This is a genomic window from Beutenbergia cavernae DSM 12333, from assembly GCF_000023105.1.
Taxonomy (GTDB): domain Bacteria; phylum Actinomycetota; class Actinomycetes; order Actinomycetales; family Beutenbergiaceae; genus Beutenbergia; species Beutenbergia cavernae.
On record NC_012669.1, the window covers coordinates 933,296 to 953,178 of the forward strand.

Consider the following 19,883-nt stretch of genomic DNA (forward strand, 5'->3'; position numbering starts at 1 on the left):
GGGTCCGCGCCGACGCGACCGGGGGAGAGCCGCGCCGGCGCGGAGTCTCACCGGCTCGCGCGTGCCTACACCGCGAACATCCGGATCGCGGAGGTCTCCGCCTCGCTGTACTGCCGCGCCGCCGTGTCGAGCGCGAGCGTGATCTGCTCGAGCGAGGCCTCGACCTGCGCCTGGGTGCCGCGCCACTGCGCCATGAGCGCCGTGAAGCTGCTCGCCGCGCTCCCGTGCCAGCTCGCCTCCAGCGTGGCCAGGTGGCGCATCATCGCGGCGACCTCCGTGGCGATGACCGCCCCCGACGCTCGCGCGGACGCCCCCGCCTCGGCCACAGCTGCGGCGTCGACCTCGAACCGTGTCATGGAACCGACCTCCCACCATCCGCCCGCGGTCTGCGGGCTCCTGTGGCGAGGTTAGGTCGGCCGCTCAGCGGGGCGGTGGCCGGCTGAGGGTTCCTTCACCCGAGTCGGGATCAGCGTGATCTGGGGACAAGCGGCGGGGGCGGGGCGCCTCCGCGGGAGAGGTCGCACCCTCGCCCGCGGGCTCGCCCTCAGCCGCGCCCTCGGACGGCTCGTCCGGCGGCAGCGCGCGCAGCTCCGACTGCAGCCGGGACAGCTCGGCCGTGACGTTCTCGCGGGCCGGCTCCTCCCAGCCCTGCGCCATCGGGCTCGAGAACAGGGACGGCCTCGCGAGCAGCTTCGTCAGGATGGCGATCCGGTGCGTGAGGTAGTCCCGGACCGGGATGTGGGCGTACTCCTCGCGCACGGCCTTGCGGTAGGCCGCGTACTTCTGCGGCTCGACGGCCAGCGTCGCGAGGTCGGCGTCGTTGAGCGCCTGGGCGTCGATGTCGCGGATGTCAGCGGAGTGCCGGTCGACCCCGGAGACCAGCCGGGCGATGCGCTCGACGACGTCGTCGGCCACCCCGAGGTCGGTCAGCTCGCGCCGGGCTCGCTCCGCGCTCGCCACCGGGTCCTCGCCCCCGCGGTGCTTGTACGCCACGTGCGACCCGGCACTGAAGACCACGCCGTGGTACCAGCCGGCCACGCGGACGACGTCGGGGGCGTGCGTCTCCTGCGCGAGCTCGTCGATGCGCGCGAGCACGTCCACGAGGTGCTTGAGGTTGTGGTGGAACCGCCCGGGTTCGCTCCAGCTCGCGACGAGCGTGGTGCCGACCTCGTCGATCTCCTCGGCAGACGCCGTGGCGCCGATCGCTCGTGCGCTCCGGGCCCAGGCTGCGGGCAGCCACTGCGGTGCGTCGATGACGCCCATGTCGTGCTCAGGTCCCGTCGTCGATGTCAGGTCGTGCGCCATCGTAGTCACGATGCGGAGCGGCCGGGCCGAACCGGGAGCTCGATCCGCACGGTCGTCCCGCCGTCGGGCGTCGGCACGACGGACACGGCGCCTCCGTGCGCGCCGACGATCGCCGCGACGATCGCGAGCCCGAGGCCGGAGCCGCCGGCGCTGCGGCTTCGTGAGGTCTCGACGCGGTAGAAGCGGTCGAACACGCGTGCCGCGTCGTCGGGAGCGATCCCGGGTCCGTGGTCGACGACCTCGAGGACGACGGCGTCGGCCGTCGGCCGGGCCAGGACGAGCTCCACCGGGCTCCCGGCCGGGGTGTACGACGCCACGTTGCCGATGAGGTTGAGCATGACCTGGCGCAGCTGGTCGGCGTCACCCTCGACCGCCCATCCGTCCCCGTCGGCGTCCGGGGCCTCCACCCGGACGGTGCGGGCCGGGTCGATCGCGCGCAGGTCCTCCGCGGCGTCGGCGGCGAGCTGCGCGAGGTCCACCTGGCCGAGCCGCAGGCCGCGGCCCTCGTCGAGCCGGGCGAGGGCCAGGAGGTCGTTCACCAGCGAGCCCATGCGCACGGACTCACGCTCGAGACGTTCCATGACCTGCGGGACGTCGTCGTCGGGGATGCCCCCGAGGCGGTACAGCTCGGCGTACCCGCGCATCGCGGCGAGCGGGGTGCGCAGCTCGTGGCTCGCGTCCGAGACGAACCGCTGCATCCGTCGCTCGCTCGCCGTGCGCTGCGCGAACGACGCCTCGACCTGCCCGAGCATCATGTTCAGCGACCGGCTCAGCGACCCGACCTCGGTGGTCGGCGGCTCGGGCGGGACGCGTTGGCTGAGGTCGCCGCCCGCGATCGCGGCCGCCGTCGACTCGATCCGGCGCAGGGGGCGCAGGCTGCGGCGGACGACGACGTAGCCGGCTCCGGCGGCGCCCGCGAGGACCGCGGCGCTCACCACGAGCAGCCACGTGCGCATCTCCGACATCGTCGCCTCGACCGAGGTGAGCGGGAGCGCGACGGCTGCGGTCGCGATCGGTGCCCCGTCGCGCACGACCGGCCCGGCGACCACCCGCCAGCGGACCGGCCCGTCCTCGGACCCGACGGTGTACGGATGCCGGGACTGCTCTTGTACGTGCCCGAGCGAGAGGTCGCCGACGTCGGGGAACGCGGCAGTCGCACCGGAGGCCGACTGCCACGCGACAGAGCCGTCCAGGTTCGCGATGACCACGGCGTAGTCGGTCGGGATCGGGCCGGGGCCACCCGGGTTCGGGAGGGCGTTGACCGAGTTGATGACGATCGTCTCCGCGGCCGAGCGCAGCTGGCTGTCGACCTCCTGCACGAGCGTGCGGCGCAGCAGGGTCAGCGCGACGAAGCCGAACACGACGAGGGCGACCAGGAGCAGCACCGAGAAGAGGGCCACGAGGCGCACCCGGAGCGGCCGCCTCCGCCACGCCTCGGCGACGCCTCCTGGCCACGCGGGCGCCGCGGGAGTCGGCCCCGTGTCGCGCTGCCGGGCCGGCGGGGGAGGCGTGCGGCCCTCCGCATCCCGTGAGGTCGTCACGGCGTCTTGAGGACGTACCCGATGCCGCGCCGCGTGTGGATGAGCGGGACGGTGGGTGCGCCGTCGGGTCCGGGGACGTCGATCTTGCGCCGGAGGTAGGAGATGTACGACTCGACGATCGCGCTCTCGCCGCGCCAGTCGTACTCCCACACGTGGTCGAGGATCTGGGTCTTCGACAGCACCCGGCCGGCGTTGAGCATGAGGTAGCGCAGCAGCTTGAACTCCGTGGGCGAGAGCTCCACCGGCCGCCCCGCCCGACGCACCTCGCGGGCGTCCTCGTCGAGCTCCAGGTCCGCGTACCGCAGCACGCCGGAGTCCGCGTCGTGCGCCTGGGACCGGCGGAGGACGGCGCGGATCCGCGCCACGACCTCCTCGAGGCTGAACGGCTTCGTGACGTAGTCGTCACCGCCGACGGTGAGCCCGGTGACGGCGTCGGCGACGTCGTCCCGCGCGGTGAGGAAGACGACGGGTGTGCGCACCCCCCGCTCGCGCAGGCGCCGCGTCACGGTGAAGCCGTCCATGTCCGGGAGCATGACGTCGAGCACCACGAGGTCGGGCTCGCCCTCGACGATCGCCTCGAGCGCCTCGGTGCCGTCGGAGGCCGTGACGACGTCGAACCCGGCGAAGCGCAACGAGGTCGCCAGCAGGTCACGGATGTTGGGCTCGTCGTCCACGACGACGAGACGCGCCTCCGGCGTGCGGCTCGCGGGCAACGTGGTCATGAGGACCAGTGTGCGCGCCGAGTCTGGGAGTTCGCTGGACGTCGCCTGGGAGTGCGCTGGCGGCGCGTCCGGTGTTACAGGTAGCGCAGGGGGTCGAACGCCTCGAGCGGGATGATCCGCACGCGCGGGAGCGGCGTCGTGAACGCCCCGAGGTCGTCCTCGAGATCGTGCAGGGACAGCCCGCGCTCCGTCAGCTCGGTGAACCGGGCGTTCGCGAACTCGCGGAAGCACAGCAGCCCGACCCGGTGGTCGGGCGTCAGGAGATCCTCGACCTGGGGAAGGAAGTCGCCGTCGTGGCTGGCGAGGAGGACGTCGGACGGCCGGTCCGTCAGGGCCGCGAGCGTGCGCTGGATGCCGATATCGACGACCTTCTCGCCGGGACCGCCGGCCAGCGGGATCGGGTGGTACCCCAGCGCGAGCAGCGCCTGCACGAACGACATCGGCATCTGGCCGTTCGAGGCGTTGAGGAAGAAGAGGGCGGTGACCGGCTGGTCCCACAGCGTCTCCGCGAACGCCGTGATCCGGTCCCACCGCGGGCGCTCCTCGGGTGCCGGCCGGTGCCCGAGCACGCTCATGCCGAGCGTGGCGTCGATGTTCTCGCCGTCGACGAGGACATACGTGCGGCGTTCGGCGGTGGTGCCCGCGTCGGCGCCCGGTTCGCTGGTCATCGGAGTCACTGTAGGGGGCGCCGGCCGTTCCGGCGGCCCCCTACAGCGAACGCCCCGTCAGGACGTGATCTGGCCGGGCTGCTGGGCCGGGGCGATCTGGCCCTGCTTGAGAGCGGCGAGCCGGGCCTCGATCTCGATCTCCGCACCCGAGGCGCTGAGCTCCTCGAACTGGGCGTCCAGGCTGCTCGCGGCGATCTCGGCCTGGCCGGCGGCCTGCGCCTCCTCGCGGCGCACCTGGTCCTCGAACCGCGACAGCTCGCTCGTCGGGTCGAGCACGTCGATGCGGCCGACGGCGTCCTGCACCTGCTTCTGCGCCTGCGCCGTCTTCGCCCGGGCGATGAGCTGGTCGCGCTTCGTCTTGAGCTCGTTCAGCCGGTCCTTCATCTGCGCCAGGCCGGACTTCAGCTTGTCGACCGTCTGGTTCTGCGACGCGATCATCGGCGCGGCGTCGCTGACCTCCTTCTCGAAGCCGATCTGCTTCGACAGGGCGAGCTTCGCGAGGTTGTCGAACCGCTCCGCGTCGGCGGTGTTGCCCTCGGCGCGCTTGCGGTCCGCTGTCGCCGACGCCGCCGCCGCCTTGTTGCCCCATTCGACGACGGCGGTCTGGTCCTCCCGGAAGTCGGCCTCCGCGAGGCGCAGGTTCCCGATCGTCTGCGCGATGGCGGTCTCGGCCTCGGCGATGCTGTTGGTGTAGTCGCGGACCAGCTGGTCGAGCATCTTCTCCGGGTCCTCGGCACGGTCGAGGAGCGCGTTGATGTTGGCGCGGGTGAGCTGGCCGATGCGGCCCAGGATCGTCTGCTTCTCCGTCATGTCTCTTCCTTCCGTTGGCCGCCCCGGGCGGCGTGGTTGCGAACGTGTGGTGGGTCCTCGGGCGAACGGGCCGGCGTCGTCAGAAGCGCCCCCCACCGCCGCGGCGACCGCCGCTGCTCCGTCGGCTGCCGCCGCTGCTGCGCCGGCTCCCGCCGAACGACCCGCCGCTGGAGCGCCGTGACCCGCCGCGGCTCGAACCGCCGCCGTAGCCGCCGCCGGTGAACCCGCCTCCCCAGCCGCCGCCCCCGCCCCCACCGCGGTTCCCGAACAGGATGCCGCCGAGGATCATCGACCCGAGGTCGGGCCCTCCGGACGAGGACTGCTGCGGGACCTGCTGCGACCGCTCCCAGGACTCGACGTCGCGCTGGGCGAGGCTCTGGGCCGACGTCGCGTACTCCTGCGCCTGCTGGGCGGTGGCCAGCGCGGCGCCGGGATCCGTCGCTGCCTGCGTGCGCGCCTGGGTGAGGAGCCGGATCGCCTCGGCGAGGCGCGTGCGGGCCTCGGGGCCGACGGCGCCGCGTCGGGTCTCGACGAAGTCGTTCGTCGCGCGGACCTGCGACTCGAGACGGCCGAGGGTGCCCTCGAGCTGGGCCGCGGCCCGCTGCGTGACTTCCGCCTGCTCGCGCAGCGGCGCGAGCGACGCGTCGAGGGCGGCCTCCGCGTTCGCGATCCGGGTCAGGGCCGCGAGCGGGTCGCCGCCGGACGATGCGGCGCGCGCCGCGGCGATGGCCTGCGTGGCCTCGGCGACCTGGGCGTCGACCCCGTGCCCCTGGCTCGTGGCGAGCCTGTCGGCGTCGGCGAGGTCGGCGGAGATCGAGGCGATGGCGGCCTCGAGCTTCGGCGCCGCCTGGGCCAGGTCGTCGCCCGCGCGGGAGACGGCGTCGAGCAGCGTCGCCGCCTGACCGGTCGCGCCCGTCGCGACCCGGATCTGCTCGAGCGCGGCGCCGCCGTCCTGGCGCTCGACCGCAGCCCGGCCCTGCGTCACCGCCTCCGTGGCGCCGTCCAGCAGGCGCTGGGCCTGATCGGGGTTCGCCACCACCGAGGCGAGCGCCGTGGCGGGGTAGGTGACCGCCAGGTTCGTGAGCGTCTCCCGCGCGGCCGGCACCCGGCCGGCGAGCTCGGTGACCCGGCCCTCCAGCGCGTCGAGCGTGGCCGGCGCGTTGCGCTGCTCCTCGCGGAGCTCGACGAACTGCTGGGCCTCGCCCTGCAGCGAGGCCTGGACCTGCTCCAGCGTCGTGATGATCTCGGCCATCATCGCGCGGGCCTGCGGCTCCGCCTCGGCGGTGGAGTCGTCGAGCTCCTGGCGCAGCTGGAACGCGCGGGCGACCTTCGGCCTGGCGTCGGCGAGCGCCGTCGCGAAGGACGCCGTCGCGGCGGACCCGAACTGGGCCTCGGCGAACCCGAGCTCCTGCTCGTAGGTGCGCATGCCGTCGTCGATCGCGACGAGTCCCGCGCTCGCACGGCGGTTCAGCTCTTCCGTGCTCAGGGACTCGAGCGAACCGGGGGCCGAGGCGGGGCCGGCCTGCTGCCGCTGCCGCGAGCTCCGGCGCACCAGCCACACGACGAGCACCACGATCGCGGCGACCACGAGGATGCCGACGATGATCCACCCCGCGTTCGAGCCGCCCCCGCCGGAGGCGGCCCCGCTGCCGCCGCCGGCCGCGTCGCGCAGTCCGTCCGCGGCCGCGATCGCCGCACCTGCCCAGTCGTCGTCGGCCAGCGCGGGTTCGATCTGCTCCGAGCGGATCGTGGCGAGCTGGTCGTCGGTGACGGACGCGCTCGCCCCGAGCGAGAAGTCGTAGACCCGGTCCTCGACCGCGACGGCGAGCAACGCGTCGTCGTCACCCAGCTGCGACAGGTTCGCCGTCTCGTCGGCCCAGTCGCCGCCGTCCATGCCGTCGAACGAGTCGACGTACACGACGAACAGGTCGTACGGAGTGTCCTCCGCGAGGGCGTCCGCCGCGTCCAGGATGTCGGCCGTGCTCCCTGCGAGGACCGCGGCGCTGGTGGTGTCGGTCACGCGGTCGTCGAGCCGGAGCGGCTCGTCGGCGAGAGCGGCAGGGGCGAGCAGCACGGTGGCGGCGACGACGGCGCAGGCCGTGGCCGCGAGGCGCGTGCGGTGGCGTGCGGGAGACCCTGCGTCAGCCTGGGTCAGGGGTGTCGTGCGGCGTCGCGTCACGGGGCGATCCTCCGCCAGGTCGGCGACCTCGTGCAACGCGAGCGGGCCCGAGGAGCCCCCGAGCGTGTCGTACCGTGAGCCTCGCCCCGCTCGCACGAACCCGCAGGAGACCCATGTCCGCCGCCCCCCAGCCGCCGGTCCTCACCGTCGTCCAGCAGGGTCCGGACGTCGGTCCCGACCTGTTCGCGTCGTGGCTCACGGGGCTGGACCTGCGCATCGTGCGGGCGGATCTCGGCGTGCCCGTGCCAGCCGTCGGGGCCGTGGGCGACGGGCTCCTCGTGCTCGGCGGACAGATGACGGCGTTCGACGACGACGCCGCGCCGTGGCTGCCGGCCGTCCGCGCGCTGCTCGTGGACGCCGCAGCGTCGGACGTCCCGACGCTCGGCGTCTGCCTCGGGGCGCAGCTGCTCGCCCGCGCCCTGGGCGGCCGGGTGGAGGTCGCGGCGCCGCACGGGCGCGAGGCCGGCGTCGTCGACGTGCGGTGGCGGCCCGATGCGGCCGACGACGCCGTGCTCGGCCCGGCGCTCGCCTCCGTCGGCGGTGGGCGGCCGCCGTCGTCGTCCCCGGTGCTGAGCATGCACGCCGACGTCGTCACGGAGCTGCCGCCCGGGGCCGTGTGGCTCGGCAGCTCGGCCGTCTACCCGTTCCAGGCGTTCCGGTGCGGCTCGGCGCTGGGCGTGCAGTTCCACCCCGAGGCGTCCGACCACACGCTCCTCCACTGGGCGTCGGGGCACGACGACGTCGACGTCGCCGAGGTGCGTGCCCAGCTCGACGAGCGCGGCGAGCACGCCCATGCGCTCGGCCGTGCGCTCGCGGCCGCCTTCGCGGCCCAGGTGCGCGCCGCCTCCGACGCGCGGACCTGCGCGTCGGCCTGATATTCACTTTCGCGTGGTGGCGGGAACACGCCACGATGTCGGACGGTTGTGATCATCTGAGGCCCTCGAGCCTCCGCGCCGCTCCCGTGCCACCGTCGTGGTTCGCGGCGAGGCACGACCGTCCGCGACCCCGCCACGGAAGGCACCGCCTGCATGTCCGCGACCCTGCCCAACCCCGTCCCGACGGCTGAGCCCGAGCGCCTCAGCCGGGACAAGTTCGTCCTCATCGCCCTGCTTCTCGGCTCCGCCTTCGTCGTCATCCTCAACGAGACCACCATGAGCGTCGCGCTCGCGCCGCTCATGAAGGACCTCGGCATCACCGCCACCACGGGTCAGTGGCTCACCACGGCGTTCATGCTCACCATGGCCGTCGTCATCCCTGCCACCGGCTACCTGCTGCAGCGGCTCGGTACCCGCGGGGCGTACCTGCTCGCGATGTCCCTGTTCAGCGCGGGCACCCTGCTCGCCGCCGTCTCGCCCACGTTCCCGATCCTGCTCGGCGCCCGGGTCGTCCAGGCCTCCGGGACCGCGATCATGATGCCGCTGCTCATGACGACGATCATGACGATCGTGCCGACGTCGTCCCGCGGCAAGATCATGGGGAACGTCGCGATCGTCATGGCCGCCGCGCCCGCGCTCGGGCCCGCCATCTCCGGCGTCATCCTCAACTCGCTCGGGTGGCGGTGGGTCTTCGGCATCGTGCTGCCGATCGCCCTGGTGTCGCTGGTGGCCGGGTTCCTGCACGTGCGCGACACGGGTGAGCGGACGCGCGCGCCGCTGGACCCGCTGTCGCTGGTGCTCGCCGTGGTGGCGTTCGGTGGGCTCGTGTACGGACTGTCGAGTCTCGGCGAGGCCGCCCGGCACGCGCCGCCGGTGCCGCCGTGGATCCCGCTGACGGCGGGCTCGGTGATGCTCGTGGCGTTCGTCGCTCGTCAGCTCCTGCTCCAGCGGACCGACCGCGCGCTCCTCGACCTCCGCGTGTTCAGCTCGCGGTCGTTCGCCGTCTCCCTCGGGATCATGGCCGTGTCGATGATCGCGTTGTTCGGGTCGCTGATCCTGCTCCCGCTCTACCTGCAGGACTCGCTCAACCTCACGTCCCTCACCACCGGCCTGATCGTGCTGCCGGGCGGCCTCGCCATGGGCCTCCTCGGTCCGACCGTGGGGCGGCTGTTCGACCGGGTCGGCCCCCGACCGCTGGTCATCCCGGGCGCCGCGGTGGTGCTCGGCGCGCTGGGTCTCCTCACGACCGTGAGCGCCGGCACGTCGCCGTGGTTCGTGCTCGGCGCGCACGTGCTGCTGAGCCTCGGCCTGGCGTTCGTGTTCACGCCGCTGTTCACGACGGCGCTCGGGGCCCTCGAGCCGCACCTGTACTCGCACGGCTCCGCCGTCATCGGCACGACGCAGCAGCTCGCCGGGGCCGCGGGCACGGCCATGTTCGTCGCGGTCATGACACAGGGTTCCGTGGCGGCGGGGGAGGCCGGGGCGTCGCCCGCGGCGGCGCTGGCCGACGGCGTCGGGACGGCGTTCGTGTGGGGCGCGGCCTTCATGGCGCTCGCGTTCGCCCTGACGTTCCTGCTCCGCCGGCAGCCCGCCGCGGAGCTGGAGCACGCCGTCGCGCACTGAGCGGCACGGGCCGGCCGCGTGGAAGGTCGGTTGCCCTCACGGCAACCGACCGTCCACGTCGCCGCCGCGCGCGCCAGCCCGACCTCGACAGACCGGGTGGACGTCACACGTCGGCGGCGAGGTCCTCGGCGTCGATGATCCGGTAGGCGTATCCCTGCTCGGCGAGGAAGCGCTGCCGGTGCGCGGCGAAGTCCTGGTCGACCGTGTCGCGGGCGACGACGGCGTAGAAGTGCGCCGTCCGCCCGTCGCCCTTCGGGCGGAGCAGGCGGCCGAGGCGCTGCGCCTCCTCCTGCCGCGAGCCGAACGACCCGGAGACCTGGATCGCTACCGCAGCCTCGGGCAGGTCGATCGAGAAGTTCGCCACCTTGCTCACGACCAGCGTCGTCACGTCACCGCTGCGGAACGCGTCGAACAGGCGCTGGCGCTCGGGCACCGTCGTCGCCCCGGTGATCACCGGCGCCCCGATCTGCTCGCCGAGCTCCTCGAGCTGGTCGAGGTACTGCCCGATCACGAGCGTCTGCTCGCCGTCGTGCTTGCGCAGCAGCTCGCGCACCACCCGCGACTTCCCGGCCGCCGTGGCGGCGAGCCGGTACCGGTCCTCGGGCTCCGCCGTCGCGTACGCCATCCGTGCCGAGTCCGGCAGCGTCAGCCGGATCTCCACGCAATCCGCCGGTGCGATGTAGCCCTGGGCCTCGATGTCCTTCCACGGTGCGTCGTACCGCTTCGGCCCGATGAGGCTGAACACCTCGTCCTCGCGGCCGTCCTCGCGCACGAGCGTGGCCGTGAGACCGAGCCGACGGCGTGCCTGCAGGTCGGCGGTCATGCGGAAGATGGGCGCCGGCAGCAGGTGGACCTCGTCGTAGACCACGAGCCCCCAGTCCCGCGCGTCGAGCAGCTCGAGGTGGGTGTACACACCCTTCCGCCGGGTGGTGAGCACCTGGTACGTGGCGATCGTCACCGGCCGGACCTCCTTGCGGGAGCCGGAGTACTCGCCGATCTCGTCCTCGGTGAGCGAGGTGCGGCGCAGCAGCTCGTCCCGCCACTGACGGGCGCTCACGGTGTTCGTCACGAGGATGAGCGTCGTCGTCTGCGACTGGGCCATGGCCGCCGCGCCCACGAGCGTCTTCCCCGCACCGCAGGGGAGGACGACGACGCCGCTCCCGCCGTGCCAGAACGACTCCACCGCCTCGCTCTGGTACGGCCGCAGCGCCCAGCCGTCCTCCGCGAGCTCGATCGCGTGGGCCTCGCCGTCGACGTACCCCGCGAGGTCCTCCGCCGGCCAGCCGAGCTTGAGCAGCACCTGCTTGAGGTGACCGCGTTCACTGGGGTGGACGACGACGTTCTCCGGGTCGAGGCGCGCACCGACCAGTCCGGCGGTCCGCTTGGAACGCAGCACCTCCTCGAGCACCGGCACCTCGAGCGCACGCAGCACCAGCCCGTGCGCCGGGTCGTTGACGAGCTGGAGGCGGCCGTAGCGCGACATCGTCTCGGCGACGTCGACGAGCAGGGCGTGCGGGACCGGGTACCGGCTGTAGGCGAGCAACGTGTCGACGACCTGCTCGGCGTCGTGCCCGGCGGCGCGCGCGTTCCACAGGCCGAGCGGGGTGAGGCGGTACGTGTGGACGTGCTCCGGGGCGCGCTCGAGCTCGGCGAACGGCGCGATCGCGCGACGGCAGGCCTGGGCCTGGTCGTGGTCGATCTCGAGGAGGAGGGTCTTGTCGGACTGGACGATCAGGGGGCCTGACGGCATCCGACCATTCTCCCGCACCCCGGGGGTGGTGCCGTTCTCGGTCAGTCGACGGCGACGATGCGGTGCGCGGCGACGGTGATGTCCGCCTCGCGGGCGAGGTCGCGCACCCGGATGCGGCCGGCGTCGACCCGCAGCGGGCGGACCCGACGGCGCTGCACGGCGCCGCTCGGTCCGGCGACAGCGAGCCAGACGTCCGTTCCCGCCTCGACCGCGCGCCGCAGCGCGGCCAGCGCGTGGGCGGGGTCGTCGGCAGCGGCCCCGGCCGCGCGCGAGGCGAGCACGCGCTGGCTGCGTTCCTCGCCGTGCCGCAGGGAGCGGACGACGGCGGTGAGCGCGTCGCCGGTGAGCGGGGCTTCCGCAGAGGTGTCGCCGTCGCCGCGCGGACGGCGGGGCGACGGCGCGACCGATCGGCGCCGTCCGACGTCGAGCGACAGCACCGCACCGTCGCTGCCCTCGATGGCCGGCGCGTGCCCCCGTGCGCGCAGCACGCGAGCGACCTCGACCGCCGGCACCTGGGCGACCACGACCGTGGGGGCGATCGCGCGCAGCCCGAGGGGGTCGAGAGCGGCGTCCGCGAGAAGAGCGGTGAGCACGCCGGGGTCGTCCGACCGGAGATAGCTCGACGCCGAGCCGGTCCGCAGGTGCCCGTGCCGGCGGGCGGCGTCGCGGATCGCGTACTCGAGGGGCTGCGGCACGCCCGTGCGGGAGTGAGTGCTCAGCCGGGTCATGAGCTCGTCCGGGTCGAGCCCGGCGTCGAGAGCACGCTGCACGGACGCCTGGGAGAAACGCACCGTGAGGGCGCCGCCGCGCGACTCGACGTCGGCGCTCGCGGCGAGCAGGTCCGCGAGGGCGGGGGTGGGGCGCCCCGGGACGACTCCGGTGAGGTCCGCCTGGAGGAGCAGGTCGTCGATGGCCGGCGGCAGGGCGGCCTCGAGGGCGGCCGCCAGGACCCCGGCATCGGGCCGCGCGCCGCCGTCGGGTGCCAGCGCCGTCGCGACGGCACGCCCCGGACCGGTCAGCGCCCCGGCGCCGGTGAGCCCGAGCCACGCCGCCTCGGCCAGGATCGCCTCGACGGTGGCGAGAGGCGGGACCTGGCGGGGCGTGTGCCACGCCCACCACGCGTGCACGGCACCGGCGTCAGGAGCCGCGCCTTCCGGCCAGGAGGCGAGCGCGACCAGCACCTGCCGGCGGGCACCCGGCGCCCAGCGGCGCACCAGCAGCGGGTCCAGGGCCGCTCGCAGCTCACCCTTCTCGCCGCGGGAGCCCACGAGCCACGGCACGCGGTTCGTCGTCGACCAGGCGACGACGAGGCGGGCCCAGCGGGAGGCCACGTCGCCGTCGTGGTCCTCGCCCGCGGGAGTGGGTGCCCAGGCGGAGCCCTCGACGTCGTGCAGCGGCGCGACGAGCTCAGCGGTCGCGGCGAGCTCGACGACGAACGCGGCGTGCTCCGTCGGCGCTCCGATGCGCGCGGCGAACTTGCGCACGTCCCGCACGCCGACCCCGCCGGAGCGCAATGCCGGCGGCGGCTCGTCGCCCCAGGCCCGGGCGAGCTCCCCGACCTCCCGGACGATCTCCTCCGCGGCGCGCACGCCCTCGGCGGCGACCGTCGTCGGCGGGCGCTCCGGCGCGTCGGCGAGCGGCGGCGTCGTCGCGACGTCCGCGTGGGTGCGGCCGTGACGGGCGAGGAGCCCGATGGCGCGGGGGAGCACCAGCTGCGTGGGGCCGACGCGCACGAGGAGGTGGTGCTCGAGGAGCCAGGCCGCGCCCGGGGGCGGGTCGTGCTCGGGGACGGTGCCCACGGGCGGACCCCAGGTGAGTGCGTCGAGCGTGCGGCGTGCCTCGCGCGGCGCCGCCGCCAGGAGCGCGTCCAGCTCGTCGGGCCCCGTCGGTGCGCCGGGATGCGTCGCCATGACCGGGCCGAGCCCGGCGGGGTGGGGACCGAGGGCCTCGGACAGGTGCGGGACGGGGGACCACGCGCCGTCGTCGTCGTGCACCAGGCCGAGAGCCGCGAGGTGCGCGACGGCGGGTGCGGCGTCGAGCCCGGTGGCCTCGCCCAGTCGCTCGGTCGAGGCGGACTCGAGCGCCACGACCGCTTCCGCGACCGCGAGAGTGGGGGCGTCGCAGGTGGCCAGCGCGCGGGACGTGGACGGCCGTGAGGCGGCCCTCGAGGCGAGCGCCGTGAGCGAGGACGGCTCGGGGACGAGCAGGTCCCGGCGGAGCCGGAGGAGCTCGACGAGCGACTCGTCCGACCAGGTCGTGAGCGACGACGGCGACCGCGTCGCCGTGTCCGCGCCCTCCGGGCGAGCCTCGCTGCGACGGAAGGTGGGCATCCACACCACTCTACGGCGGTGGCGGGCGGCGCTCGGGGTCTGCCAGCGCGGCACCTACCGGCGACTCCCGCGCCGTCAGCGGTTATCCTTGACCCGCTCGACGCGTACCCGTTCCGCTCATGCGCGCCCTCGAACAGGAAGTCAGGGATCTCCAGTGCCCACCGGCAAGGTCAAGTTCTTCGACGCCGACCGCGGCTTCGGCTTCATCGCGGCCGACGACGGCGGCGAGGTCTTCCTGCACGCCTCCGCCCTCCCGGCGGGATCGCCGTCGCCGAAGCCCGGCACGCGGGTGGACTTCGGCATCGCCGACGGTCGCCGCGGGCCGCAGGCGTTGTCCGTGACGATCCTCGACCCGGCGCCGTCCGTGGCGCGGGGGCAGCGACGCCCGGCCGAAGACATGGTCCCGGTCGTCGAGGACCTCATCAAGCTGCTCGACGGCGCCTCCAACAGCCTGCGCCGAGGCCGCTACCCGGAGCGCGCCCAGGCGACGAAGCTCGCCCAGGTGATGCGCGTCGTCGCCGACGACTTCGACGCCTGAGCGCCCGGAAGGAGCATCGGTGAGTCCTGCCACCCTCTCCCGCCCTGCCCGGGCACCGCGGCAGGACGCCGTCCTGGCCGCCGCGGTCGATCTCGCCCGCGCCGCGGCCGAGCAGACGTCCGGGCTCGGGGACGTCGGCGAGCACCTCGGGTTCACGCTCGTCGACGACCGCCTCGGCAACCACACGTTCGCGACGACGGCGCCCGGCTACCGCGGATGGCGGTGGACGGTGACGGTGGCGCGGGTCCCGCGCTCGCGGACGGCCACCGTGTGCGAGGTCGAGCTGCTCCCCGGCGCGGACGCCCTCCTCGCGCCGTCCTGGGTGCCGTGGGCCGAGCGGCTCGCCCCGGGCGATCTCGGGCCCACGGACGTGCTCCCGTTCGACTCCGACGACCCGCGGCTCGAGACCGGGTACCGCCGCTCGGGCGACGCCGCCGACGCCGCCGACGCCGCCGACGTCGCCGTCGACCACGTCGCGATCGTCGAGCTCGGGCTCGAGCGTGAGCGGGTGCCCACGCGGGCGGCGCTCGACGCCGCCGCGACGCGGTGGTACGAGGGCGACCGCGGCCCGAACGCCCCGGGTGCGCGGGCGTCGAAGGAGCCGTGCGAGACCTGCGGCTTCCTCGTCCCGCTGACCGGCACGCTCGGTTCGATGTTCGGCGTGTGCGTCAACGAGTGGTCGCCCGACGACGGGAAGGTCGTCTCGTTCGACCACGGCTGCGGGGCGCACAGCGAGACGGACGCCGCCCCGCACGTCGCGGGCGGCGACTGGGGCTGGGGGCGGCCCGTGGTCGACGAGTTCGACCTCGAGGTGCTCCGCGCCGAGCCGGAGCCCGCGCAGGACGCCGAAACGGAGCCCGCGCAGGACGCCGAGCCGGAGCCCGCGCAGGAGCAGGCAGCCGTCGACCCGGGCGACGCGCCTTCCGTGTGAGACGGCCGCCGCGATGAGCGCACCGGACCCGTTCCGGACGGCGGAGCTCCGAGCCGCGGCGCTCACGGCCTGGACTGCGTCACCACGCCGGCTGCGGGAGGACGCGAATCTCGAGGACGACGTCGCGCGCGGGCAGTACGCGGACCGCGTCGTGGTTGAGCTGCTGCAGAACGCCGCCGACGCCGCGGCGCGCGCCCGGACGGCGGGCGCCGTGCTCCTGGAGCTGACGCACGACGACGACGGCACGCACCTGCGCGCCTCGAACACCGGGGCTCCGCTCACGCCGGACGGCGTCGCTGCGCTCGCGAGCATGCGGACGTCGGACAAGGGGCTCGCGGACGAGGTGGGCCGGTTCGGCGTGGGGTTCGCAGCGGTGCGGGCGGTGGCCGACGCCGTGGTCGTGGCCTCGTGCGACGGCGCCGTGCGGTTCGACGTCGAGGCCGCGCGCGACCTCCTCACGACGCAGGGGCGCCCGGGTCCGGCAGCGGGCGGCCACGACGACACCAGCAGTGGGGGAGCGCTCGTTGGGGTCCTGGACGAGCGGGGGCAGCACGTCCCCGCGCTGCGCCTCCCGTTCGCCGACGCGACGTCGCCGGCCCCCGGCTACACGACGACCGTCGACCTGCTCCTGCGTGGACCGGACGAGGTGGGCGACGTCGTCCGCCAGCTCGACGAGCTCGACGACGCCCTGCTCCTCGCGCTGCCGCGCCTCGCGAGCGTCACCGTCCGCACCCCGGACGGGGAGCGGCGTCTCGCGGACGTGGCGGACCGGTGGTGGACCCGCACGGTGACCGGCACGCACCCGCTCGAGCTGCTGGCCACCCGCCCCGCGGAGGAGCGCTCGCGCCGGGGCTGGTCCGTGACGTGGGCGGTGCCCCGGGACGCCGGCGAGCGCGCCGTGGTCGTGCCCACGGTGATCCATGCCCCGACGCCCACCGAGAACCGGTGCACGCTGCCGGCGCTGCTCATCGCGTCGTTCCCGGTGGAACCGTCGCGCCGTCGGCTCGCGTCCGGTCCGCTGGCCGACGCCGTCGCGCACCACGCGGGGGACGCGTACGCCGCGTTCGTCGCCGACGCGGTGAGCCGCGGCGAGTCGCCGTTCGACTTCGTCCCGGCCGGTCTGCCGTCCGACGAGGTGGACGGTGCGCTCCGTGAGGCGGCCGTCGCGGCCCTGGCCCGCACGCCCGTGCTGGCGGCCGTGACGAGCGACGAGGGAGCGCCGGTGGAGCCCGTCGCGCCGCGGGACGCCGTCGCGCTCACCGGGCCGGCCGGCGACGACCCCGCGCTGCTGCGGGTCCTCTCGCGAGCCGTCGGCGCCCTGGTCCCGCTCGACGGGCGGCACGGCGCGTCCGCCCGCGCGCTCGGCGTCACCGTGCGGGACCTCGCCGGAGTCCTGGACGACCTCCGGCCCTCCGGCGACCCCACCTGGTGGCGGGAGCTCGCCGACGTCGTCGAGCCGTACGCGCCGGATGCGGCGGTCGGCGAGTCGCTCGCGACGCTGCCGGTGCCGCTGGTCGGTGGAGGGTTCGCGCACGGCCCGCGCGGTCTCGTGGTGCTCGACGACGACGCCCCCGCGGCTGCGGTCGATGCCACGTCGGCGTTCGCGCCGTTCGGGATGCGGGTGGTGCATCCCGAGGCGGCGCACCCGCTCCTCGTGCGCCTGGGCGCCGGCTCGGCGAGCGCCGTCGGCCTGCTCGGGCACGACGCGGTGCGCGCGGCCCTGGCGTCGCTCGACGCGGACCCCGAGGACGACCCGGCCACGGCCCAGGTGCAGGACGCCGTGCTCGCGCTCGCCGACGCCGCGCTCGCGGCCGGCGTCGATCCCACGCGGATGCCGCCGGGGCTCGGCGACCTGCCGCTGCCCACGGCGAGCGGTGGCCACGCGAGGGCCGCCGAGCTCGTGCTGCCGTCCTCGCGCGCCGAGGAGCTGTTCGCCGGGGCCGAGGCGGTGGCGGCCCGGATGCTCGAGCGGTGGGGAGCGGCCGTGCTCGGTGCCGTCGGCGTACGGTCCGGCTTGCGCGTCGCCGTCGTGCCGGACGTGCTCGCGTCCGACGCCCTGATCGACGGGGAGGACGACGACGGCGCACCCGAGGGCTGGGCGGAGTACCTCGGCCACGTCGCCGACCACCTGGGCGTCGAGGCGTTCCTCGGCGACCTGACGATCGTCGAGGACCTCGAGGAGGTGGCGGACGACGCGTGGGGCCTGGCCCTCGCCGACCTCGCCTCGACGCCCGCCCTGCGGGGCGCGCTCGTGCACGAGGTGCGCGGGGCGGGATCGGCGCGGGCGCCGTCCTACGCGTCGTGGTGGCTGCGGGACCGGCTCGGTGCGCCGTTCGCCGTGCCCGGGGCGCGCGTCGCGTTCCTCCCCGACGGGCCGGCGGTCGACGACGGCGCCGACGTCGTCGCCGGCCTCGACCCGGAGGTGCTGCGCGCCCTCGGCGGCGTGCGCACGCTGGACGACCTCGACGCGGCCGGGTGGGACGGGTGCCTCGACGCGCTGCCGGACGCCGGGACCCAGGTCCCGCTCGACTCCGCGGTCGTCCTCTGGCGCGCCCTGGCGGGCGCCGCGGCTCGCGGGATCCGCCTGCCGATCCCGCCGGAGCGGGTGGTCCTGCTCGACGGCGGCCGCGCCGTCGTCGCCGACGCCACCTCCGCCGTCGTCGCCGACGAGATGACCGGCCAGCTCGGCCCGCACGTGCCCGCTGCGAGGGGGTACGCCGAGGCCGTCGCGCAGCTGCTCGACGTCGAGGTGCGGCCCGCACCCGCCGCCGTGGTCGACGGCGCCCGGGAGGACCTTCCCGGCGTGCTCGACGGCGTCGCGGCGGTGCTGCTGGACGAGCCGGGCGGCACGTGGGTCCGGGCCGAGACGCTCGCCGTGGGCCGGGTCGCCGTGCGGTGGTGGGTCGACGACGGCGACCTGCTCGCGCGCGACGAGGCCTCCCTGGCGCGGGCGCTGGCCTACGCGGGTGGCGAGTACGCCTGGCACGCCGCGTTCACGGCTGCTCTCGCCGCCGACGACGACGGCGTGCTCGTCGATCTCGCCCGGGCGCGTCCGCGCCTCGCGTGAGAACTCTCTCATCGGCGTCTCCGACTCCTCTCATGCCCGCGCGGCATCGTGACTGGTTCGTTCGACCACCTCATAGGGGAGCCAGCCATGTCCAGCCTTGTCGCAGCACTCGCCGCGGACGCCGTCGCCATCACGGTGCTCGTCTACGCGCTCTACTTCCGCCGGCACCACCGGCGTGACCTCGCGCTGGCGTACGTGGCGCTCAACGCGGGCGTGCTCGCCGTCACCCTGCTGCTCGCCGGCAGCGAGGTCGGGCTCGGGCTGGGGCTCGGCCTGTTCGGCATCCTGTCGATCATCCGGTTGAGGTCCGACTCGATCACGCAGGGCGAGATCGCCTACTACTTCGTCGCGCTCGCGCTCGGCCTCGTGAACGGCCTCCACCCCGCGGGACCGTGGCTCGCTCCGGCGATGTCCGCCGTGCTCGTGGTGGTCATGTTCGTCGCCGACCACCCGCGACTCGCCCCCCGCACCCGGCGGCAGACGGTGACGCTCGACCGGGCGTACCCCGACGCGACGCGGCTCCGGGAGGCCCTGGCCGAGCTGCTGCACGCCGAGATCCTCGCCGTGGACGTCCGCTCGCTGGACCTCGTGCTCGACACGACGGTCGTCGACGTCCGGTTCCGTCTCCACGGGGCGTCCGCCGGCGAGCCCTCCGCGGGGCGACCGCTCGAGCCGACGGGTGCCGTGTCATGACGACGGCGTCCGGCGCGCTCGGCGACGTCGTCGAGCGACTGCCTCCCGTCGACCTGGCCGAGGTGCTCGACGTCGCGGCGCTGCAGACCCGGACGGACCGCAAGTACCTCCTCGAGCCGGAGGAGTTCGCTCGGTTCGGCGCCGCCCTGGGTGACGGCTTCCGCGCGCTGGAGATCGACGGACGCCGGCTGTTCGCCTACGAGTCGGTGTACTTCGACACCCCCGCCCTCGGGCTGTACCGGTCCCACCGGCAGGGTCGCCGACGGCGGTACAAGGTGCGGACCCGCGCCTACCTGGACTCCGGCGACGCGATGCTCGAGGTCAAGCTCGAAGGTCACCGCGGCGCGACGGTGAAGCGGCGGACGCCCCACCCCGCGAGTCGCCGGCACGAGCTCACCGGCGCCGGTCACCGGTTCGTGTCGGACGTGCTCGACGACGCGTACCGGCTCACGCTGCCGCAGCTCGAACCGGTGCTGACGACGACGTACACGCGGGGCACGCTCGTCGACACCGCGACGGGCGCTCGGGTGACGTGCGACGTCGACCTCGTGTGCTCCGACCCTCGTGCCTCGCGCTCCGGTCCGGACCGCGTGCTCGTGGAGTCGAAGAGCGCCTCCGGCGCCTCGCCCGCCGACGACGTGCTGGCGGAGATCGGGGTCCGCCAGGTCTCCCTGAGCAAGTACTGCGTGGGAGTGGCGCTGCTGCGCCCGCACCTGGCCGCCAACCGGTGGTCCCGCGTGCTGCGGCGGGAGTTCGGCTGGCAGCGGAGCCCGGAGGCGGATCTTGAGCCAACGCTGAGCCGATCCTGGGCCAGGGCGACCGGATCCTGAAGGTCGACCGCCCAAGATCTC

The 19,883-nt window shown here is 74.9% G+C and carries 16 protein-coding genes; 7 read left to right on the top strand and 9 right to left on the bottom strand.

The window, feature by feature from the left end:
• Positions 1-65 precede the first annotated feature (65 nt).
• The 7 genes from BCAV_RS04200 to BCAV_RS04230 all read right to left on the bottom strand — a co-directional run bounded on the left by BCAV_RS04200 (position 66) and on the right by BCAV_RS04230 (position 7,225).
• A complete protein-coding gene (locus tag BCAV_RS04200; protein ID WP_012725878.1) occupies positions 66-356 on the bottom strand; it encodes a WXG100 family type VII secretion target in 291 nt (96 codons plus the stop codon).
• Positions 357-420: 64 nt separating this feature from the next.
• Complete coding sequence (locus BCAV_RS04205; protein ID WP_187292846.1) at positions 421-1,305, bottom strand: HD domain-containing protein; 885 nt, start codon at positions 1,303-1,305, stop codon at positions 421-423.
• A gap of 5 nt (positions 1,306-1,310) precedes the next feature.
• Positions 1,311-2,705, bottom strand: a complete 1,395-nt coding sequence (locus tag BCAV_RS04210; protein WP_144016704.1) for a sensor histidine kinase — start codon at positions 2,703-2,705, stop codon at positions 1,311-1,313.
• Between the two features lie 137 nt (positions 2,706-2,842).
• Positions 2,843-3,568 (bottom strand): response regulator transcription factor, encoded by a 726-nt coding sequence (locus tag BCAV_RS04215; RefSeq protein ID WP_012725881.1) that lies wholly within the window; start codon positions 3,566-3,568, stop codon positions 2,843-2,845.
• A 74-nt stretch (positions 3,569-3,642) separates the two neighbouring features.
• Positions 3,643-4,236, bottom strand: a complete 594-nt coding sequence (locus tag BCAV_RS04220) for an NYN domain-containing protein (protein ID WP_012725882.1) — start codon at positions 4,234-4,236, stop codon at positions 3,643-3,645.
• Between the two features lie 57 nt (positions 4,237-4,293).
• Positions 4,294-5,046: a PspA/IM30 family protein gene (locus tag BCAV_RS04225; protein WP_012725883.1), complete on the bottom strand. Its 753-nt coding sequence runs from the start codon at positions 5,044-5,046 to the stop codon at positions 4,294-4,296.
• Between the two features lie 79 nt (positions 5,047-5,125).
• Positions 5,126-7,225, bottom strand: coding sequence for a TPM domain-containing protein (locus BCAV_RS04230; RefSeq protein WP_012725884.1), 2,100 nt, complete (start codon positions 7,223-7,225; stop codon positions 5,126-5,128).
• A gap of 113 nt (positions 7,226-7,338) precedes the next feature.
• On the opposite strand from BCAV_RS04230, the gene BCAV_RS04235 reads away from it, so the two are divergent.
• Positions 7,339-8,100, top strand: coding sequence for a type 1 glutamine amidotransferase (locus tag BCAV_RS04235; RefSeq protein ID WP_012725885.1), 762 nt, complete (start codon positions 7,339-7,341; stop codon positions 8,098-8,100).
• A 153-nt stretch (positions 8,101-8,253) separates the two neighbouring features.
• Complete coding sequence (locus BCAV_RS04240) at positions 8,254-9,723, top strand: MDR family MFS transporter (RefSeq protein WP_012725886.1); 1,470 nt, start codon at positions 8,254-8,256, stop codon at positions 9,721-9,723.
• Between the two features lie 103 nt (positions 9,724-9,826).
• Here the strand turns inward: BCAV_RS04240 and BCAV_RS04245 are convergent, their stop codons facing one another.
• Both BCAV_RS04245 and BCAV_RS04250 read right to left on the bottom strand, forming a co-directional pair.
• Positions 9,827-11,473 carry a DNA repair helicase XPB gene (locus BCAV_RS04245; RefSeq protein ID WP_012725887.1) on the bottom strand — a complete coding sequence of 549 codons (1,647 nt, stop codon included), beginning with the start codon at positions 11,471-11,473 and terminating at the stop codon, positions 9,827-9,829.
• Between the two features lie 41 nt (positions 11,474-11,514).
• The gene (locus BCAV_RS04250) at positions 11,515-13,803 is read right to left on the bottom strand and encodes a helicase-associated domain-containing protein (protein WP_012725888.1); all 2,289 of its coding nucleotides are present in this window, start codon (positions 13,801-13,803) and stop codon (positions 11,515-11,517) included.
• Positions 13,804-13,957: 154 nt separating this feature from the next.
• On the opposite strand from BCAV_RS04250, the gene BCAV_RS04255 reads away from it, so the two are divergent.
• The 5 genes from BCAV_RS04255 to BCAV_RS04275 all read left to right on the top strand — a co-directional run bounded on the left by BCAV_RS04255 (position 13,958) and on the right by BCAV_RS04275 (position 19,862).
• Positions 13,958-14,341 carry a cold-shock protein gene (locus tag BCAV_RS04255; RefSeq protein WP_012725889.1) on the top strand — a complete coding sequence of 128 codons (384 nt, stop codon included), beginning with the start codon at positions 13,958-13,960 and terminating at the stop codon, positions 14,339-14,341.
• Between the two features lie 19 nt (positions 14,342-14,360).
• On the top strand, positions 14,361-15,272 hold the full coding sequence (locus tag BCAV_RS04260) for a DUF3027 domain-containing protein (protein WP_012725890.1): 912 nt from the start codon (positions 14,361-14,363) through the stop codon (positions 15,270-15,272).
• 13 nt (positions 15,273-15,285) lie between these two features.
• Positions 15,286-18,339, top strand: coding sequence for a sacsin N-terminal ATP-binding-like domain-containing protein (locus BCAV_RS04265; RefSeq protein ID WP_012725891.1), 3,054 nt, complete (start codon positions 15,286-15,288; stop codon positions 18,337-18,339).
• Between the two features lie 87 nt (positions 18,340-18,426).
• The gene (locus BCAV_RS04270; RefSeq protein WP_012725892.1) at positions 18,427-19,032 is read left to right on the top strand and encodes a DUF4956 domain-containing protein; all 606 of its coding nucleotides are present in this window, start codon (positions 18,427-18,429) and stop codon (positions 19,030-19,032) included.
• Positions 19,029-19,862 carry a polyphosphate polymerase domain-containing protein gene (locus BCAV_RS04275; RefSeq protein WP_012725893.1) on the top strand — a complete coding sequence of 278 codons (834 nt, stop codon included), beginning with the start codon at positions 19,029-19,031 and terminating at the stop codon, positions 19,860-19,862. Before BCAV_RS04270 ends, BCAV_RS04275 begins: the two co-directional genes overlap by 4 nt.
• The last annotated feature ends 21 nt before the right edge of the window (positions 19,863-19,883 follow it).

Bases quoted from the DNA above. Each gene is read 5' to 3' on its own strand.
- BCAV_RS04240 (WP_012725886.1), top strand. From the start codon at position 8,254: ATGTCCGCGACCCTGCCCAACCCCGTCCCGACGGCTGAGCCCGAGCGC.
- BCAV_RS04215 (WP_012725881.1), bottom strand. From the start codon at position 3,568: ATGACCACGTTGCCCGCGAGCCGCACGCCGGAGGCGCGTCTCGTCGTC.
- BCAV_RS04270 (WP_012725892.1), top strand. From the start codon at position 18,427: ATGTCCAGCCTTGTCGCAGCACTCGCCGCGGACGCCGTCGCCATCACG.
- BCAV_RS04220 (WP_012725882.1), bottom strand. From the start codon at position 4,236: ATGACCAGCGAACCGGGCGCCGACGCGGGCACCACCGCCGAACGCCGC.
- BCAV_RS04225 (WP_012725883.1), bottom strand. From the start codon at position 5,046: ATGACGGAGAAGCAGACGATCCTGGGCCGCATCGGCCAGCTCACCCGC.
- BCAV_RS04250 (WP_012725888.1), bottom strand. From the start codon at position 13,803: ATGCCCACCTTCCGTCGCAGCGAGGCTCGCCCGGAGGGCGCGGACACG.
- BCAV_RS04245 (WP_012725887.1), bottom strand. From the start codon at position 11,473: ATGCCGTCAGGCCCCCTGATCGTCCAGTCCGACAAGACCCTCCTCCTC.
- BCAV_RS04205 (WP_187292846.1), bottom strand. From the start codon at position 1,305: ATGGCGCACGACCTGACATCGACGACGGGACCTGAGCACGACATGGGC.
- BCAV_RS04200 (WP_012725878.1), bottom strand. From the start codon at position 356: ATGACACGGTTCGAGGTCGACGCCGCAGCTGTGGCCGAGGCGGGGGCG.
- BCAV_RS04275 (WP_012725893.1), top strand. From the start codon at position 19,029: ATGACGACGGCGTCCGGCGCGCTCGGCGACGTCGTCGAGCGACTGCCT.
- BCAV_RS04235 (WP_012725885.1), top strand. From the start codon at position 7,339: ATGTCCGCCGCCCCCCAGCCGCCGGTCCTCACCGTCGTCCAGCAGGGT.
- BCAV_RS04265 (WP_012725891.1), top strand. From the start codon at position 15,286: ATGAGCGCACCGGACCCGTTCCGGACGGCGGAGCTCCGAGCCGCGGCG.